13 protein-coding genes and 4 pseudogenes are annotated in these 18,579 nt (G+C 59.4%); 7 read left to right on the top strand and 10 right to left on the bottom strand.

Annotated elements, in window-relative coordinates:
• Nucleotides 1–70 precede the first annotated feature (70 nt).
• The 3 genes from CXP40_RS23280 to CXP40_RS23270 form a co-directional block, all read right to left on the bottom strand.
• The gene (locus CXP40_RS23280) at nt 71–541 is read right to left on the bottom strand and encodes an arsenate reductase ArsC (protein WP_106735656.1); all 471 of its coding nucleotides are present in this window, start codon (nt 539–541) and stop codon (nt 71–73) included.
• A gap of 31 nt (nt 542–572) precedes the next feature.
• Complete coding sequence (arsH, locus tag CXP40_RS23275) at nt 573–1,283, bottom strand: arsenical resistance protein ArsH (RefSeq protein ID WP_027897495.1); 711 nt, start codon at nt 1,281–1,283, stop codon at nt 573–575.
• A gap of 82 nt (nt 1,284–1,365) precedes the next feature.
• On the bottom strand, nt 1,366–1,755 hold the full coding sequence (locus tag CXP40_RS23270) for a metalloregulator ArsR/SmtB family transcription factor (RefSeq protein WP_106735655.1): 390 nt from the start codon (nt 1,753–1,755) through the stop codon (nt 1,366–1,368).
• A 110-nt stretch (nt 1,756–1,865) separates the two neighbouring features.
• On the opposite strand from CXP40_RS23270, the gene arsB reads away from it, so the two are divergent.
• Both arsB and arsA read left to right on the top strand, forming a co-directional pair.
• On the top strand, nt 1,866–2,945 hold the full coding sequence (gene arsB / locus CXP40_RS23265) for an ACR3 family arsenite efflux transporter (RefSeq protein ID WP_026146700.1): 1,080 nt from the start codon (nt 1,866–1,868) through the stop codon (nt 2,943–2,945).
• A 9-nt stretch (nt 2,946–2,954) separates the two neighbouring features.
• The gene (gene arsA, locus CXP40_RS23260; RefSeq protein ID WP_106735654.1) at nt 2,955–4,709 is read left to right on the top strand and encodes an arsenical pump-driving ATPase; all 1,755 of its coding nucleotides are present in this window, start codon (nt 2,955–2,957) and stop codon (nt 4,707–4,709) included.
• A 123-nt stretch (nt 4,710–4,832) separates the two neighbouring features.
• Here the strand turns inward: arsA and CXP40_RS23255 are convergent.
• Nucleotides 4,833–5,737 (bottom strand): annotated as a pseudogene (locus tag CXP40_RS23255) (transposase).
• A gap of 278 nt (nt 5,738–6,015) precedes the next feature.
• On the bottom strand, nt 6,016–6,561 hold the full coding sequence (locus CXP40_RS23250; RefSeq protein ID WP_157831712.1) for an HNH endonuclease family protein: 546 nt from the start codon (nt 6,559–6,561) through the stop codon (nt 6,016–6,018).
• On the opposite strand from CXP40_RS23250, the gene CXP40_RS23245 reads away from it, so the two are divergent.
• On the top strand, nt 6,513–7,280 hold the full coding sequence (locus CXP40_RS23245; protein WP_256579551.1) for an oxidoreductase: 768 nt from the start codon (nt 6,513–6,515) through the stop codon (nt 7,278–7,280). The two genes, CXP40_RS23250 and CXP40_RS23245, sit on opposite strands and share 49 nt — an antisense overlap.
• A gap of 131 nt (nt 7,281–7,411) precedes the next feature.
• Here the strand turns inward: CXP40_RS23245 and CXP40_RS24340 are convergent, their stop codons facing one another.
• Nucleotides 7,412–8,278, bottom strand: a complete 867-nt coding sequence (locus tag CXP40_RS24340; protein WP_371916981.1) for a methyl-accepting chemotaxis protein — start codon at nt 8,276–8,278, stop codon at nt 7,412–7,414.
• Nucleotides 8,273–9,256: pseudogene (locus CXP40_RS24335) on the bottom strand (nitrate- and nitrite sensing domain-containing protein); the annotation flags it as partial. The gene CXP40_RS24340 and the pseudogene CXP40_RS24335, both read right to left, overlap by 6 nt.
• Before the next feature lie 605 nt (nt 9,257–9,861).
• On the opposite strand from CXP40_RS24335, the pseudogene CXP40_RS23235 reads away from it, so the two are divergent.
• A pseudogene (locus CXP40_RS23235) lies at nt 9,862–10,398 on the top strand (tyrosine-type recombinase/integrase); the annotation flags it as partial.
• Nucleotides 10,399–10,659: 261 nt separating this feature from the next.
• Here CXP40_RS23235 and CXP40_RS24085 read toward each other — a convergent pair.
• A complete protein-coding gene (locus CXP40_RS24085) occupies nt 10,660–10,809 on the bottom strand; it encodes a hypothetical protein (protein WP_224490557.1) in 150 nt (49 codons plus the stop codon).
• A gap of 1,131 nt (nt 10,810–11,940) precedes the next feature.
• A pseudogene (locus tag CXP40_RS23230) lies at nt 11,941–12,180 on the bottom strand (helix-turn-helix domain-containing protein); the annotation flags it as partial.
• Between the two features lie 325 nt (nt 12,181–12,505).
• Between CXP40_RS23230 and CXP40_RS23225 the strand changes: the two are divergent.
• From CXP40_RS23225 to CXP40_RS24330, 3 genes are all read left to right on the top strand, one after another.
• Nucleotides 12,506–14,071: a PAS domain-containing methyl-accepting chemotaxis protein gene (locus CXP40_RS23225; protein ID WP_060772730.1), complete on the top strand. Its 1,566-nt coding sequence runs from the start codon at nt 12,506–12,508 to the stop codon at nt 14,069–14,071.
• Nucleotides 14,072–14,115: 44 nt separating this feature from the next.
• Nucleotides 14,116–16,986, top strand: coding sequence for an EAL domain-containing protein (locus CXP40_RS24125; RefSeq protein ID WP_218239119.1), 2,871 nt, complete (start codon nt 14,116–14,118; stop codon nt 16,984–16,986).
• Nucleotides 16,987–17,123: 137 nt separating this feature from the next.
• The gene (locus CXP40_RS24330; protein ID WP_078466174.1) at nt 17,124–17,300 is read left to right on the top strand and encodes a diguanylate cyclase domain-containing protein; all 177 of its coding nucleotides are present in this window, start codon (nt 17,124–17,126) and stop codon (nt 17,298–17,300) included.
• Between the two features lie 179 nt (nt 17,301–17,479).
• On the opposite strand, the gene CXP40_RS23210 is transcribed toward CXP40_RS24330, so the two are convergent.
• The coding region (locus CXP40_RS23210; RefSeq protein ID WP_106735649.1) for an IS66 family transposase at nt 17,480–18,579 on the bottom strand (1,100 nt) is incomplete at its 5' end.

Genomic DNA, 18,579 nt, shown 5'->3' with positions numbered 1-18,579 from the left:
GAAGCAGCTACTTTTTCAACAGAATCGGCCAATAGCGGACAGTCGTGCTAGTGGTATTACGGCCTGAAGTTTACATCGTGCCAATTCTGTCGAGCTCGCGCTTGAGTTCATCGCGGCTCAGCTGTTCGAAGGGCAAGGCGAGGAACGCACGGCAACGCCTCTCGATCCGCGCCAGGGAGCAGCGAAAGGCAGCATCCACTTCGCTATCGGTACCCTGCACGTCCGAGGGATCCTCCAATCCCCAATGGGCCTTCAACGCCGGGCCAAAGTAGACCGGACAGGCCTCGCCGGCAGCCTTGTCGCAAACAGTAATGACGATATCCGGAGGATTGCTTTCGAACGCGTCGTTCCCCTTGCTGCTCAGCCCTTCGGTGGAAATGCCGGCTTGTTGCAGGGTCGTCAGGCTGCGCGGCAGAACCTGCCCTTTGGGAAAGCTTCCAGCGCTGACCGCTTCGAAGCCATCAGGGGCCAGATGATTGAACATCGCCTCGGAAAGGATGCTGCGGCAGCTGTTGGCTGTACACATAAAGAGAACGCGCATGTGGTGCTCCGGTGCCCTAGAGAAAATTGAGTTAGATGTCGCGTTGGTTGACGCGCTTGGCGAGCTCTTCAGCGGACTCTTTACGCTCCGAGTAGCGGTCAACCAGGTAGTTGCCGTGACCCCGCAGCAGCAGGGTGAACTTGACCAGCTCCTCCATGACGTCCACCACTCGGTCGTAGTAGCTGGAGGGTTTCATGCGTCCGGCCTCGTCGAATTCGAGGTAGGCCTTGGGCACCGAAGACTGGTTTGGGATGGTGAACATACGCATCCAGCGCCCCAGCACACGCATCTGGTTAACCGCGTTAAAGGATTGCGAACCGCCACAAACCTGCATCACGGCCAGAGTCTTGCCCTGACTGGGGCGGATGGCCCCCATGCTCAGCGGTATCCAATCGATCTGCGATTTGAAAACGCCGGTCATGGCGCCGTGGCGCTCGGGTGAACACCACACCTGGCCTTCAGACCAGAGCACCAGGTCGATGAGCTCCTTGACCTTGGGATGGCTGCTGTCGGCATCGTCCGGCATGGGCAGGCCGGAAGGATTGAAAATCCTGCTTTCCGCACCGAAGGCTTCCAGCAAGCGGGCTGCTTCCTCGGTCAGCAGCCGGCTGTAGGAGCGCTCACGATTGGAGCCATAGAGCAGCAGAATGCGTGGCTTGTGCTCGCCCTCGGCGAGATTCAGCCTTGCCGGGATGGAGCGATCAAACAGCTCACCGGCGACATTGGGCAGGTTGTCGATCATGGGTCATTACCTATTGGGCTACAGCTGGCCACTGCTCTTCGGCATGGCCTTGAGTGCATCGTTTTCGCCTTGAGCGCTGCGCTTAATCGCAGACAGGCTTGCTCCCGAGGCGATCCCGCATTTGCCGGAGGCGCTGAATGTCCTGACGCAACCACTCGGCATTGGTGTCCAGGGTCTTTTTCAGGATCTCGCTCACCCATTCCGGCAACTGCGGGTGCAAGCGGTAGTAAACCCATTGCCCCTGGCGACGATCCTCCAGCAGACCGCAACTGCGCAGCATGGCCAGGTGCCGGGAGATCTTCGGCTGTGCCGCTTCCAGTGCCGAGGTCAGCTCACAGACACACAGCTCCTGCTCGTGAGTCACCAGAAAAACAATGCGCGCCCGCGTCTCATCGGACAGGCATTTGAATACCTCGATTGGCGATATGAGGTGGCTGCCATCGGGGGCTTTATTTGGCTTTATCTGGCCCATGCCGATCCCTATCAAAGATGCATAAGAGCCAATATATTACTTTTACCGAATATATGGCAAAGTGAATATTCAGCTCAGTCAGCGCAGGCGAACGAGGATAGGCAGCCAAGATGACAAACGCGTGTGAAGTCGCCCTGAAACAGGCATCCGGGGCTCCATTAGGTGTCTTTGAGCGTTACCTGACCCTGTGGGTGTTCCTGTGCATCGTGGCGGGCACCATCCTTGGCCTGGTTGTTCCGCAAGCGGCCCAGGCCGTAGGCGCCCTGGAAGTCGCCAAGGTCAATATCCCGGTCGGTCTGCTGATCTGGGTGATGATCATCCCGATGCTGATGAAGATCGACTTCAGCGCAATCAGTGAAGTGCGCCAACAGAAGAACGGCATGTTCGTCACCCTGTTCGTCAACTGGGCGGTCAAGCCCTTTTCCATGGCGCTGATTGGCTGGTTCTTCATCAAGCAGGTGTTTGCACCCTGGCTGCCTGCTGAGGAGCTGGATAGCTACATGGCCGGGCTGATTCTGCTCGGTGCGGCACCCTGTACAGCGATGGTGTTCGTCTGGAGCAATTTGTGTAAGGGTAATGCCAACTTCACCCTGACCCAGGTCGCCCTCAACGATCTGGTCATGGTGTTTGCCTTTGCGCCCATCGTGGCCCTGCTACTCGGGGTTTCATCAATTCCTGTTCCTTGGGACACCCTGCTGCTTTCCGTGGTGATGTACATCGTCATCCCGCTGGCCATTGCTCAGTTTTTGCGAGCTCGTTTGATGAGACGTGGTGAGGCGAACTTTCAGAAAGCACTGGCCAGGATCTCGCCGTTCTCCATTCTGGCTTTGCTGGCGACCCTAGTGCTGCTGTTCTCCTTCCAGGGAGAGTCGATTGTCGAGCAGCCCCTGGTCATCGGCATCATCGCCATTCCTCTGCTGGTGCAAACTCTGTTCATCGCAGCTCTGGGTTACTGGCTTTGCCATGCACTGAAAGTGCGCCATGACGTGGCAGGCCCGGCCACCATGATCGGCGCCTCGAACTTCTTCGAGCTGGCTGTGGCCGTGGCGATTGTCTTGTATGGCTTCAACTCGGGTGCCGCTCTGGCAACAGTGGTCGGTGTGCTGATCGAAGTGCCGGTGATGCTCTGGCTGGTACGTATGGTCAACAACACCCGCAATTGGTACGAGACCAGCCTCAACCACCGTTAAGGGGTCAGCATGCGCTTTATCGACAATGCACCGCGCTTCCTGTTTTTCACCGGCAAGGGCGGGGTCGGAAAGACGTCCATTGCCTGCGCGACGGCCCTGGAGCTGTCCCGTAAGGGCAAGCGAGTGCTGCTGGTGAGTACCGATCCGGCCTCCAATGTGGGTCAGGTATTCGGCCTGCGGATCGGCAATCACATTACTGCCGTGCCCGCCGTGGAAAACCTGTCGGCCCTGGAGATCGATCCACAGGGTGCCGCCCAGGCTTATCGGGATCGCATTGTCGGGCCTGCTAAAGGCGTCATGCCTGAGGACGTAGTCAAAGGCATGGAAGAGCAGTTGTCGGGGGCCTGCACGACCGAGATTGCTGCCTTTGATGAGTTCACCTCGCTACTGGTCAGCGATGAGCTGAAAGCCCGTTTCGATCACATCATTTTTGACACGGCGCCGACCGGCCACACGATTCGGCTACTGCAACTGCCGGGTGCCTGGAGCGGCTTCCTGGAAGCCGGCCAAGGTAATGCCTCCTGCCTTGGCCCGCTCGCTGGCCTAGATAAACAGAGAGACCAGTATCACGAGGCTGTAGAGGCACTGTCTGATCCTTCCAAAACCCGTCTGGTTCTGGTCGCCAGAGCGCAGGCTGCCACGCTGCGCGAGGCGGCACGCACCCGTGAGGAGCTGGCAGCCATTGGATTGCAAGAGCAGTACCTGGTGATTAACGGGGTTTTGCCAGAGAGCGAAGCACAGAAGGATGAATTGGCTGCCGCGGTCTACAAGCGCGAACAGGCAGCAGTCGCCGCCATGCCTCCCGCGCTACGAGCACTGCCGCTCGATCTGTTGCAGTTGAAAGCCTTCAACCTGGTGGGGCTGGATGCCCTGCGACAGCTTCTGGTTGAGGGCTCAGATGAGGGCACGCAGACATCTGCCAGTGCGCCGGTTGAACTGAACGCGCCACGACTCAAGTCCCTGGTCGACGAGATCGCCGCCGATGGTCATGGCCTGATCATGGTGATGGGTAAAGGCGGTGTCGGGAAAACCACACTGGCCGCAGCGGTTGCGGTTGAATTGGCCAGGCGTGGACTGCCTGTGCACCTGACCACCTCTGATCCTGTCGCCCACCTTGCAGAGACACTGGAAGGAACACTTGAGCACCTGACGCTGAGCCGAATCGACCCGCAGGTGGAGACCCAGCGTTATCGGGATCACGTCATGGCAACCAAGGGGGCAGATCTTGATGATGAGGCTCGGGCACTGCTTGCCGAGGATCTGCGCTCACCCTGCACCGAGGAGATCGCGGTGTTCCAGGCATTCTCGCGAATCATCCGTGAAGGCGGAAAGAAGTTCGTGGTGATGGACACAGCCCCAACCGGCCACACCTTGCTGCTGCTGGATGCCACGGGCGCTTATCACCGCGACATCACCCGGCAGATGTCGGGCAGCAACATGCGTTTTACCACGCCGATGATGCAGCTTCAGGATCCCAGGCAGACCAAGGTGCTGCTAGTGACCCTGGCTGAAACCACTCCCGTGCTGGAGGCCGCTGGCTTGCAGGCGGATCTGCGTCGTGCAGGCATTGAGCCTTGGGCATGGGTGATCAACAACAGTGTGGCAGCCGCCAAGACTGAATCCCCGCTTCTGCATAAGCGGGCAGTCAATGAGCTGAAGGACATCAAGCGTGTCGCGACCGAGCATGCGCAGCGCTATGCAGTCATTCCGCTCATGGCGGAGGAACCTGTAGGGGTTGAGCGTTTACTGGCGCTCAGCAAGTAATCAGCAGCAATGAAAAGGTCCACATCCCAGAGCGTGTGAAAACGCACTGACGCCAGAAAAATCCAACGCCCCGACTGGTTTGGGGCGTTGGTGTTTTTGAAGCATGGAAATGGAAAGCGGGATCTACCCCAACAGCTCGATCAACCGACGGGCACCCATCACATTGATGGCACGCTTCAGGTTGTAGGCGTTGACCGCCAGGGCCATTTCCGTCCGAGCGCCCTGCAGTTGTCGGAGCAGAAAGCGACCATTACCCAAAATCCATTGCTTCAGGTTGCCGAAGGGATGTTCGACGATGGAGCGGCGCCTGACCATCATCTCTGGATGCACCTGCATCCGCTGATGCATGCGCTCGAATGCGGCTTCATGGACATGCCGAGTCACGTATCGGCGCTNNNTTGGCCTTGGTGCAGCGTGATTTCAATGGACAGCCCTCGCAGTCACCTTGCGCGGCATAGATACGTTGTAGCCCACTGACCTGTTTGAGTGCTAGCCATTGGCCCGCTGGGCATTGGTACTGGTCGTTTTCTACGTCGTAGCTGAAGGCGCTGCGATCGAATAGCGGCGTGTCGTCGCCCTTGTTATTGATGCCCCGATTCTCCGGCACATAGGCCGTAATCCCAGCATCATCACACGCTTGAAACTGCTCACCATTGGAGTAGCCCGCATCGGCTGTAACCGTCAGCTCTTCCTGCGCCAGGATCGCCTGGGCAGCCTTGGCCATAGGTTCCAGTTGTTGGTTATCGCTGCCGTCCTGAGTGACAGCATGATGCACGATCAGCCCATGCTCGCCATCCACCGCGTTTTGCACGTTAACCGCATAGATAAAGCTTGAGTAGATCCGCTGGATCATAGCCAGGACGTCCAGTCTTGAGTGGTTCGGCCTTGCTGAAACCCAGAGCCTGCAGGTCCAGGCGGGCGACATAGACCTCGATCACCCGTACCAGGTGATCCTCCGGCACCAGCTCCTCCAATGTGGGGGGAAACAGGCTGCTTTGCTGACGACCTTCGCCCTGGATGTAGCCCATAAACGACAATGCCCCCATCGACTGATGGAGGCATTGTCTTCAGCTTGCTCTCAGACTGCTAGGTTTTCACACAGTCTGATCCGAGGGCCTTTCAGCTTCAGGAACGTACCTCTTGATAACTCAAGGTAGTGCTTGAAGGTCTGTTTCTGGCCGACTCCGGCCTGACACGACAGGCTCAAAGCGGCCAGAAACAGGCACTCGTGATCCATCAGGTGACATCGCTCTCTATTTATTACTTGTTGCTATGCTAACTGGAAAAGTCTTGCGCCCGTTTCACGCTAGCCGATATTGAAATCCCTTAGATAATGGTTCCGAAACGCCGTCACCATGGCTGACTGATGAGCATCGGCCGCGGCCTCTCCCCACCTAACGTTTGAATAGATCAGGTCCAACTTCAAGGAGTCGGGCCGCTTCTCATACTCCCGCTTGTTGAGGAATCGCTGGCGCTTTTCGTTGAAGGGCAGATTGCCGTACTCCGAGTTGATACTGCGCGAGACCAGCGCGAGATTGCCAAAGCGGTCCAGCCATTCCTTCGAGACTGTATTGGTATCGGTCGCCTGTGGATTCTGCGGCGAAATATGCTCTACCGAGTTCTTCGCGGTGAAACGGAAATTGCCCCAGAACTCATGGTCAGCTTGTTGTTCATACCAGAGCACGAAGTCCAGCTTGTAGAACCAGTAATGCGCAAATCTGACGCCATCGTCCTTCGCCAGCGCCGCTTCGAACTGCAGCGCCGAAGCGGTGCGCCAAGGGGTGTCCATGAAGCGGCGGCTACGTGCAACCAACGAAGAGTCCGTCATTTCGCCAAGCAACTGGTTATCCAAATGGCACAGGAAGCCGTAGTAACGCTCGACTGCAGGGTTCCATCAGCATGCTGACCCTCGACGTGACGGATGACGCCTCGGTGTCGGCGCTGGTCAGCGAACTGATACGACGCGAAGGCGGGATCGATCTGCTGGTCAACAACGCCGGTTTTGGCATTGCCCCGGCAGGCGCCGAAGAAAGTTCGATCGAGCAGGCCCAGGCGCTCTTCGATACGAACTTCTTTGGCGTCGTACGCATGACCCGCGTCGTCGTACCGCACATGCGGCGCCAGGGCCATGGTCGGATCATCAACATTGGCTCGATTCTGGGTGTCGTGCCCATGCCGTACGTCGCCCTCTACGTCGCCAGCAAACATGCGCTGGAGGGGTATTCCGAGGCCCTCGATCATGAACTGCGTACACGCGGCATTCGTGTTTCGGTCATCGAGCCGGCCTTCACCAAGACCCAGTTCGAAGCGAACACCATTGAGGCCGATGCCACGTTAGACGAGTACCGTACGGTTCGCGCAAGCCTGGCCAAGGTGCTCAGTCAATCGATGGCCAGCGCCGATGACCCGGATATCGTGGCCAAGGTGGTCGTCAAGGCCGCGAGCGCCGCACGGCCCAAACTGCGCTACACCGCCGGGGCGGCGGCTGCTCGTTTGAGCCTGCCGCGCACATTCGCTCCGGCTGCCATGCTCGATTCGGGTATCCGCAAGAGCTTGCAGCTCGACCGATAGGCTGCGGGCCAATAAACCATGGGTCATGCCCGTCCCCTGGCATGACCGGTGGCCATCGATGGACAGCGCACCGAAATGCGACCGGGCGTTAGCCCGTGCAGCTGGTATCCGGCTACCGGCCCCGGATGGTATCAGCCCACCTTGAAGCGACTCACCAGTTGCTGCTGATGATCGGCCAGGCTGGCCAGTTCACGGCTGTTGACGGCGGTCTGTTCGGCGGCGGCACTGACCTGGATGACCAGGTCATTGATGTCGTTGACGTTACGGTTGATTTCTTCCGACACCAGGCTTTGCTCCTCGGCGGCCGAAGCCACCTGGATGTTGCGGTCGCTGATGCTGGCGATGCCATCGGCGATCTGTACCAGCAGCTCGCCGGCCTTGACCACGTTGTCGGCGCTGGCCTGCGCCTTGTCCAGGGTTTCCTGCATGGAGCTGGCGGCACGGTCGGAGCCGCTTTGCAGGTTGCTGATCATCTGCTGGATGCTGACGGTGGAATCCTGGGTTTTCTGCGCCAGTTGGCGCACCTCGTCGGCGACCACGGCAAAGCCTCGGCCTTGTTCGCCGGCACGGGCGGCTTCGATGGCGGCGTTCAGGGCCAGCAGGTTGGTCTGCTCGGCGACGCCACGGATGACGTCGAGCACCGAGGAGATGGCATCACTCTCTTTCTTCAGCTCGAGAATGATCCGCGCAGTCTGCTCGGCCTGCGTCGACAGCGCCTGCACCAGGCGTACGGTGTCCTCGATCTCTCTCTTGCCCTGCAGGGTATTGTCGTTGACCTGGCGCGACATCTCGGCCGCTTCGGTGGTGCTGCGGGCGACATCCTTGACCGTGGCGCTCATCTCGTTGATGGCGGTGGCGACCTGATCGGTGCCCTGACGCTGTTGCGCCACGTTCTGGCTGGTCTGCAGGGCGACGGCCGAGGACTCCTCGGCAGCAGTGGCGACCTGCGCCGCCGCATTGCCGATTTCCTGGATCACGTCCTTGATCTGCTGCGCCATGTGGTCGAGGTTGCGCGCGATCACACCGAACTCGTCACCGCCCTGGTAGCGGGTGTGAGCGGTCAGGTCGCGTCGGGCCAGGGCGACCAGAGTATCGTTGACATCGCTGACCGCTGACTTGATGTTGCGGATGATCAGCAGCGACAGGAGCACCACGGCCGAGAGCACGCCGAGCATGGCCGCGACGGTCAGCCACAGGCTTTGGGCCGCTTCGTCCCGAGCCCGGGTAGCAAGGTCCGCGACGTTCTGGCCCAGCGCGCGCTCGACCTGCACCATCAGGTCGATGCGGTTGGTAGACAGCTTGAACCACTCTTCGGGCTGGGTATCGAGGGTTTCGCCCAGTGCCGTCTCCATTGCCGCGCGCTGCAGGTTGCTGGCGGCCTGCGCGGCAGGTTGTTGCAGCGCGCTGTCGAGCTGGTTCTTGAAATCCGCCGTGGCCCGGCGCTGAAAGGCGTCCTGATAGGCTGCGAACTCACCCAGATTGCGGCTCAGGCGCGAGAGCTGGTCGGCATTGAGCTGCTTCTGGCTGAAGGTCAGGCCGAGCAGGGCACGTTCGCGTCCGGCGCGCTCCTTCATTTCCACGAACTGGTTCAGAGCACCGAGGGCTCGCAGGATGCGCGGATCGCTGACACGTGCCTCCAGCGAGTGGGTGTAGCCAATCAGGCTGACGATCAGGCGGGTATAGCGTGCGCCGGATTCGCTGCTGTTGATCGATTGCGCGTCCACCTGCTGGCGCAGGGTGACGATGTCATTCAGCCCGCCGAGTACTTCGTTGAGTTCGGCCGAGCTTTCTGCCGACAGGCTGCGCAAGGATGTGATCGCCGCATCGCTGTCGAGCCGGAACTGGCTCAGCGCATCGCGCATGGACGTACCGCCACTGCCGAGAAAGACACCACTGGCGCCGCGTTCACGCTGCAGGGCGGTGACTGCCGCGCTGATCTGCTGGGCGGTGTCACTGGCAGCCAGGGTGTGCTTCATCTCGCTCAGTGTCTCGTATTTCCCGGCCACATATAGGGTGGAGAAGGCCAGGAAACCCAGTAAGGGGAAGATCAGGATGAGGAGAAGTTTCACACTCAACGGGGCATTTTTCAGCATCGCTTTAGGCCTATCTCTGAAGTGAGGTATTGGCAGGCGAACGACGCTGGCCGGAGGTCTGTCGACCGAGGGCGATTCGCGCGTTCAGGGATCTGGCTGCCCCTTTGGGTGCACTGCATTGTATCGACTGTTTCAAGTGTTGGCGCCGTAATCCGATGGCTGGCCCGTTCATGGGGCGTTGCGGCCATATCGGTCTGGCGCATATTCCGGGCACATGCATGGAATGCTCATCGTACGTTCGGCAGGTTTCTTTAACGCAATCTGCGAGCCAGCATTGGCACGATGATGAGCATTCAGGCATGACCTGAATGTGCTTGGGCGCAGTCACCAGATTAGAGAGAATCTCTGGTCGATTCTTGACCGGCAGCAACGAGTCACTGTTTTGTCTGCTGCGTGGTGCACCATGCAGGCCTTGCAGCAGGCAGCAGTCCTGAGTGGCGCATGTGGCTTAGCCGCCCTTGTTGCGCTGTCAGTACCGGAGCTGACGTGCTGATGTGTTGGCGCTCAAGGTGCAGGAAAGAGAGCTGTCCTGGCTGACCACCGAACAGATCGCCGAGCTGCTGGAAGAGATCCGGCGCGGCTGCGACAACCCGCACGTCGAGATAATCGCCCTGATCTGTCTGGCCACCGGTGCTCGATGGTCAGAGGCTGAGAAGCTGAAACCGACCGGGCTGCGCAATCGCGTGATCACCTTCAGCGGAACCAAGAACGGCAAGGTTCGTTCGGTGCCGATCACTGCAGAGCTAGAGGCCAAGATCGTCAGACACTGGAAGCAACACGGCCAGCCAAACTCGGCCATCACCTCGTTCCGCCGCGCCCTGGCCAGGACGACCATCCGCCTACCAAAAGGCCAGGCCGCCCACGCCCTGCGCCACACCTTCGCCAGCCACTTTATCCAGAACGGCGGCAACATCCTCACCCTGCAGAAAATCCTGGGTCACTCCAGCCTGGCCATGACCATGCGCTACGCGCACCTTGCTCCGGATCATCTGCAGGATGCTGTTAGGTTTGGACCGCTTAGTTAGGCTTAGGCGGTTAACAAATAAAAAAGGCCGGCAATGCCAAGGCGTTGGCTTAATCTGTTGATGCAGATCGTTAACGTCATGATCTGAAAGCCAAAAAGCAGAAGTCCCCAGCAGAAAGTATCTCGGCTGGGGATTTTTGCTTATAGGGCCCGTAACCGCAGGCCATCGGGGAATCTTTCAACAGATTTCCCCAACGGCTAGCGGCAATGCCGACCTTTTCAATACACGACCAGATTCAGGCCCAGAGCGGTAGGATTCGCTCTAGCATCTCCCTTTCTTGGCTTGACCCGGTGGGCAGTGGGGTGGACCGCCGCCGCCGTCGCCAATATCAATGCCTATGCCTGGTAGCCTCAAGCTACAGCCCGAAATAAGAACCGCAGCCATGATCAGGGCGACAATTCGTGTGGTCATTTAGCAACTTCCTTTCATACGATGCCCTGGTGGGAAAAAATTTCCGCCGCGATGATCGCCGATGTCTAAGCGAATGGCGTCTGCGTCACCTATACGGGCGTGAACGCCTGGCGCGCTGAAGCTGCAGCCAGTCAGCGCAAGAACCGACACAAGCGTTATCAATGTCATGTAATTCATTGTTGTACTCCTGAACTCAAGCGCTGCAGTTCGGCTACCCGTAAACGGAGTTCGCAGCTACTTGAGTCGTTGGACGCTTGGGTTTGATTTCCGTTCCGTTGGCTGGGCACGGTGAAAAAACCGTTTCGACACCTTTTCGACACGCAAAGAAAAACCCCTGACTTTCTCTAGGAAAATCAGGGGCTTATTTGGTGGAGCCGGGGGTATTTTAAAAATAAAACTAAGTAATTGATTTATAGAGATTTAAATTTATATTTTTGAGTGAATGCCCCCTTATGTGCCCCCAAAGAGAAAAGCCGACAAACGGCGTCATTTGGGAGTTGAACTCGCGTCCTTACTTGATTGCTCCGATTTCATCAGAACAGAATCAAGACCTATCGGTGAACTTGTCTTCAGCAAGGTCGCCATACGAGTCGAGTGAGCCGATTTGATTCAGATTCAAGCCGAACCCTGGTCGCAAACCGCGCCGGTCGTAAATTTTCGTCGTGCTGATATTTGAATCGCCCCGGATTTCTTAGACACTCTCCAGGCTCTGGTGGACTACCTCATTTGCGAATGTCCGGCCCATTCCAAATTAGAGCAGGTTATCGTCCGTAGCCTGGCCCAATACGTCTCACACCTACCTACGCTGGTCATTACCGGTTAAAGTGCCATCAGCCCCGTATTCTGTTGCAAGGATCGCTGTCCGGATGGCTTCACTGAGTCCCCCTAAAAGCCTGATTTTTGACCTTGAAGTTGCGCCCGGTAAAGCTGATCAGCCAGAGCGGATCTTTATGGTTGGTGCCTTGCGGCCCGATATCGGCGAAGACTTGGAGCGTAGGGTCGAGGGGGATCTTGGCCAGGTACTCGAAGCTTTAGATACCCTGGGTGAGGGTGCCAGTTTCGTTTTGGGCCATAACGTCATTCAGCATGACTTGCCGACCCTTAAGCGACAGGCTCCGCAGCTTGCTCTGCATCAGCTTCCAAACGCTCACGCAGCAGATGGGCCACCAACTCGAAGCGCTCGCTACCCAGCAACAGCTTTCGCATCGGTCGACAAACCTAGCGGCGGGCCTGCATCTGCTGCCGGGCCGCACGGGCCGAGTAACAACCGCAGGCACCTCGATTGCGGCGCAGCTCCCGGCTGATGGTCGAAGGGGATCGGGTGATCAAGCAGGTAATCCTACGCAGGCTGAAACCTTGGGCATGACCGATTTAAATGACGCGCTCTTCAACGCTGAGTTCGGAGTAAGACATAGGGGCAGCACCGTACCGGAAAGGCCAGGTGCAGCACTCAACTTTTGCCGCCGCAGGTCGACAACTGTTTGCCAGCCCTAATACCTATCAAGGGGGAGCACTCTTCGACAGTTGTGACTCGCAGGCTGTTCACCTGTCTTTTAGCCCCCCCTCTATGGGGGGAGCATCAAGAGGGGTGCCTGCTAATGTGAAAAAGTTTGACTAAACGATCAGCTTACAGAGCCGACTAGACCCACTGCCTCCCAGGCCATCGATGTGCCTATCATTCAGGTGAGCCCTCCCCATGCGAATCAATCAACCACTCAGCGGCCGCGAACGCAGTTTCCCAGCAGAACAGCACCTCATTTCCGCCACCGATACCCGCGGGATCATCACGTACTGCAACGACGAGTTCGCCGAGATCAGCGGATTTACCCGCGAGGAATTGGTCGGCAGCCCGCACAACCTAGTTCGTCACCCGGATATGCCGCCTGCCGTGTTCGCTCATATGTGGGACTACCTAAAATCCGGACGCAGCTGGATGGGCATCGTCAAGAACCGCTGCAAGAACGGCGATCACTATTGGGTCAGCGCCTATGTCACGCCCATCCAGGAAAACGGCCGGGTTGTCGGCTACGAGTCGGTGCGCAGCAAACCCAACAGCGAGCAGGTGCGCCGTGCCGAAGCGCTCTACGCGCGCCTGAACCAGGGGCGCCCGGCCATCGGCCGTGGCGAGGCATTCGCGCAACTGGCACGCTTCTTCGTGCTGCCGCTGCTCGGTGTAGTGAGCGGCGCGGCGCTCTGGAGCCTGGAATTGCCCGGCACGGCGTTGCTGCTGACCTTGGTCCTGCTTGGGCTGCAGGGTTTTGCCAGCCTGCACAACTCCAGCCAGCTGCTCGGCCGGGCTCGTGCAGTAGCGCCAAAAACATTCGACAGCCCGCTGGTGGCCCGCACCTACAGCGATGCCTCCGGGCCACTGGCGCTGCTGCACCTGGCACTGATCAGCGAGGATGCACGGATTCGCACGGCGCTTTGCCGCCTGGGAGATTTCGCCGACCAGACCGCCGCCCTGGCCAAGGAAAACGGCCGCCTCAACGAGCAGGCCGAACGTGCCCTGCAGGCCCAGCGCAATGAAGCTGACCAGGCCGCCACGGCGATGCACGAGATGGCCGCGTCGATCAATCAGGTCTCCAGCCACGTCCAGCAAACCGCTCAGGAAGCACGTCAGGCCAGTGAACTGGCTATGGCCGGCGCCCAGCAGTCGCAGCAAAGCCGCCAGGTCATCGAGCAACTGGCGCAGACTGTCGATGGCATCGGCCAATCGGTGCAGTCACTGGCCGATGAAACCGCTTCCATCCAGCAAGCCGCCAGCATGATCCACGCGATTGCCGAGCAGACCAACCTGCTGGCCCTGAATGCCGCCATCGAAGCAGCCCGCGCCGGTGAGCAGGGCCGTGGCTTTGCCGTAGTGGCCGACGAAGTGCGCGCCCTGGCCTCCAAGACCCGCCAGTCTACCGACGTCATCCAGGGCATCATCACGGGCCTGCATAAGGAAACCGAACGTGCCTTGAGCGTCGCTCGCGCCGGCAGCGAGGAAGCGCGTAACGGCGTGGCACGGGTAGCGCAAACCGAACAATCGCTGCAAGGCATCAGCCAGACCGTCGACAATATCCACCAGATGGCCGAGCAAATGGCCGCTGCTGCCGAACAGCAGAGCCTGGTCGCCGAGGATATTGCCCGGCAGATCAACTCGATTTCCCAGGCCACCAACGACAATGCCGAAGTCACCGGCAATAGCGCGCGCCTAGGCAGCCAGCTACAGTCCACTGCAGGCTCCCTGCACGCGCTGGTCGAGCGGTTCAACAGCTAATAACCCACGCACAACGGGCACTAACAGTGCCCTCGGATACCGTCTTGCAGCCCCCCAGCCTTTACCTGAAGAATCGTCGCCTGGCGCTGTGCACCTGCGCTCTGGCACTGGTACTCATGGCCATTGCCCTGAGCCTGCCGCCCATGGCCATTTTCACCAGTCGCCCGGCCGACTATCTGTCGGTGCATATGCTGCTGGAGATGTTCGCCATCAGCGTCTCGCTGATGATCGTGACCATCGCCTGGAATATCCCCGACCGGAATGTCGAGCCCATTGCTCAAGCCATGGTGTTCGGCTTCGTCAGCGTCGCCGGACTGGACATCCTGCATACCCTGTTTTTTGCTGGCATGCCGGGGCTGGTAGTGGATGGCAGCATCAACACCTCAATCTTCTTCTGGCTCAGCAGCCGCGCGGTTGAGGTAACCGTTCTCTGCCTGGCGGCCCTGCAACTGCGCCTGCCAGGCAGCCGCAGTTTCTGGCTGGTGGCAGGCATTGTTCTGGTCATGGCCCTGCTCCTTATCGCCATCCTGCTTCCGCAGTGGCTGCCGGTGAGCTACATACCCGGCAGCGGCTTGACGCCGCTGAAGAACGCCTGTGAATACATCCTGTGCGCCGTCAATCTGGGGCTTGCCCTGCGTTTCCTCCTGCGCAGCCGCAAGACCCAGAGCAGCCGCGACCTGTGGCTGTGCGTGGCGTGCTTCATTACCGCCATGGGCGCACTGGCGTTTACCCAATATCAGAAGACCTCGGAATTCATAAACCTGTTCGGCCACCTGTATAAAGTCGCCGCCTACTGCTTCTTCTACCTGGCCGCGTTTCAGATTGCCGTGCGCAAACCCTATCGCCTGCTGGAAGCCCGTGAAGAGCGCATCCGAGAACAGGAAACCGAGCTTCACAACCTGCTGAACAACCTGCCGCTCGGTGTGGCCCGCCTGGATGAACACCTGCAACTGCGTTACGCGAACCCAACGCTGATCCACAGTCTGGATCGCCACCAGGACAGCGTTGTCGGGCAAACCTTCGACAATCTGCTGCTGGACGACGTTGCCGAGCAGATCAAACCACACCTGATCAAAGCCCTCGACGGCATACGCAGCGACCTGGACCTGCAATACCTGCGCCCGGACGGCAACAGCGCCTATGCCTCCTGCCTGGTGGTGCCGGAACGCCAGGTCAGCGGCCGCGAAGCCGGGGTGCTGGCGATTTTCACCGACACCAGCGAACGCGAGCACAATCGCCGACAGTTGATTGACTCACTGCGTGAAATCGCCGAGATCAAAGCCGCCCTGGATGCCCACGCCATCGTCGCCATCACCGATGCCCGCGGGGTAATCACCCAGGTTAACGACAAGTTCTGCGCCATCTCCCAGTACGCCCGCAGCGAGCTGGTCGGCCGCACCCACAAAATGATCAACTCCGGCCATCATCCGCGCGAATTTTTCCAGGACCTGTGGCGCACCATCAGCCATGGCGAGGTGTGGAGTGGCGAGGTATGCAACCGCGCCAAGGACGGCTCGCTGTACTGGGTGCAGAGCACCATCATGCCCTTCATCGGCAAGGATGGCCTGCCCGAGCAGTACATCGCCATCCGCGCCGACATCACCAAGCGCAAGCGCATCGAAGAAGCCGCCCAGCGCATGGCCCTGCACGACGCCCTCACCGGCCTGGCCAACCGCCGCCTGATGAGCGAACGCCTGATCCGCGCCCTGCACAACAGCCAACGGCATAATCAGCACGGCGCCCTGTTGCTGATGGACCTGGACCACTTCAAGGAAATCAACGACACCCTCGGCCACCCGATCGGCGACCAGCTGCTCAAGGAAGTGGCCGTGCGCCTGCAGGGCACCCTGCGCCAGAGCGACACGGTGGCGCGCCTGGGTGGCGACGAGTTCGTGGTGATCATCGAAGAGCTGGGCAACAGCCAGGAAAGCGCCATGCACCATGCCAGCGATACTGGCGAGAAGATCCGCCAGATGCTGTCCGCACCCTATCAGCTCCACGACCATATGGTGCAGATCACCCCGAGCATTGGCGTAGTGTTGTTCGATGGCACGCTGCAGAACGCCGACGAACTGATCAAGCAGGCCGACATGGCGCTGTACAAAGCCAAGGATGCCGGGCGCGACCAGCTGTGCTTCTTCGATAACGCCCTGCAGAGCGAAATCAACCAGCGCGCCCTGCTGCAGCGGGACCTGCGCCTGGCCCTGGAGCAGGATGAGCTGCGCCTGTTCTACCAATCGGTAGTCGACGCTGACGAGCAGATCCTCGGCTTTGAGGCCCTGCTGCGTTGGCAAAACCCGCAGCGCGGCCTGGTTTCCCCGGCGCAGTTCATTCCCCTGGCCGAGGAAAGCGGCCTGATTATTCCGATCGGCCAATGGGTACTGACCACCGCCTGCCGCCAGCTGGCCGAGTGGCAGCACGACCCCATGCGCCAGGCCTGGACCATTGCCGTGAATATCAGCGCGCGCCAGCTCAGCCAGCCCGATTTCGTCCAGCAGGTGCTACAAGTGCTGGCCAGCAGCGGCGCACCGGCCAACCGCCTGCGCCTGGAAATCACCGAATCCATGTTGCAACACGAGCTGACGGTCACCATCGGCAAGATGCAGGCGCTGCGCCAGGTCGGCGTGCGCTTCTCGCTGGACGACTTCGGCACCGGCTATTCGTCCATGAGCTACCTCAAGCACATGCCGTTGGATCAGCTGAAGATCGACAAGTCCTTCGTCGACGAAATCCTTATCGACAGTACCGACAGCGCCATCGTCCGCACCGTGGTAACCCTGGCGGAAAACCTCGGCTTGGAGGTGGTAGCCGAAGGCGTGGAGCAGCGCGAACAACTGGAGTTGCTGATTGCTATCGGCTGCCGAGCGTTCCAAGGTTACCTGTTTGGTAAGCCGGAACCGATCACCCGAACATAAGGGGAAATTAGCGTGTAAGGCTGAGCTGTAAATGAAGTTGTCAGCGAAGGTTATAAAGCCGTCGCTGAATGAGATCGAACTCAGACTGGAGATCTGTTTTAGTCGCTCATTCGACAAGCGTCTGCGTGAGTTAGCCCGTGTCCAGGAGACCGTTCACGCACCCCATTGAAATCCTAGGGCACAGCCTAGTCGTGTCAGCCAGCCTGGGGGTCGCCATCGCGCCCAAAGATGGGCAATGCACGAACGATCTCATCATGCATGCAGATCTGGCCATGTACCGCGCCAATGAAAGCCTTCCGCGAATACTTCCGTAACTCTTTTTTGGCACAGCAGCTCGTCAGCACTAGGCGATAAGTTGCCGGCGGCGAATCGCCATGACACAGAGAAGCAACCCGATGTTTGCTAACGCCGGACTTGGTGAGCACCATGAGCGCCATCAACGGTCGCTGGGGGCGCGGAACTGTAAGCGTCTGCCGAACTCACCTTGCGTAATTCAGGCGGGTGCCCATTGATGCGGCAGTAGTTGGCCAATCTCGCTGGCCCGCTGTGTCGGCAGCCGCATCAGCACATCCTTCAGGTAGGCGTACGGATCATGCCCATTCATCCGCGCCGACTGGATCAGGCTCATGATCGCCGCCGCCCGTTTGCCGCAGCGCAGCGACCCGGCAAACAGCCAGTTCGAGCGTCCAAGGGCCCATGGTCGAATCTGGTTCTCGACCTGATTGTTGTCGATAGGCACGGCGCCGTCGTCCAGATAGCGCGTCAGCGCTAACCAGCGTTTTAGGCTGTAATCCAGGGCTTTTGCCGTGGCTGATCCGTTGGGCACCCGATCACGCTGGGCCAGCATCCAGTTATGCATCGCATCGAGGATTGGTGAAGACTTTTCCTGCCGTATTCGCCAGCGTTCTTCATCGCTCATGTGCCGTGCTTGCCGCTCGATTTCATACAGCCCGGCAATGGAGTGCAGCGCCTGTTCGGCTAACTGGCTTTTGTTCGCTGCGTGCAGATCGAAAAATTTGCGGCGGGCGTGGGCCATGCAGCCAATTTCGGTGATGCCCTGCTCGAAGCTGGCCTTGTAGCCGGCGAAGTCGTCGCAGACCAGCTTGCCACTCCACTGACCCAGAAAATTGCGCGCATGCTCACTAGCCCGGCTGGGGCTGAAGTCATACACCACGGCCTTCAGGTCGGCGAAGGGTGTAGTGCAGTATGCCCAGACGTAAGCCCGGTGGGTTTTCTTCTCGCCAGGGGCCAGCATTTGCACGGGGGTTTCGTCGGCGTGGATCACGCCTTGCGCCAGTACCGCCTCGCGCAGGGCGTCGACCAATGGTTGGAGCTGTACGCCGGTGTGTCCGACCCACTGCGCCAGCGTCGAGCGGGCGATGGCCAGGCCAGCGCGCCCAAAAATCTTTTCTTGCCTATACAGCGGCAGGTGGTCGGCAAATTTGGCCACCATCACGTGAGCCAGCAGGCCGGCAGTGGGGATGCCCTTGTCGATCACCTGGGCTGGTACCGGCGCCTGGATCAGTGTTTCGCACTGACGGCAGGCCCATTTGCCACGCACGTGCTGTTCGACGGTGAACACGCCCGGCGTGT

It is taken from the genome of Pseudomonas sp. YY-1 (genome assembly GCF_002843095.1).
In the GTDB taxonomy this organism is placed as follows: Bacteria; Pseudomonadota; Gammaproteobacteria; order Pseudomonadales; family Pseudomonadaceae; genus Aquipseudomonas; species Aquipseudomonas sediminis_A.
This window is presented reverse-complemented; position numbering and strand designations above follow the sequence as displayed.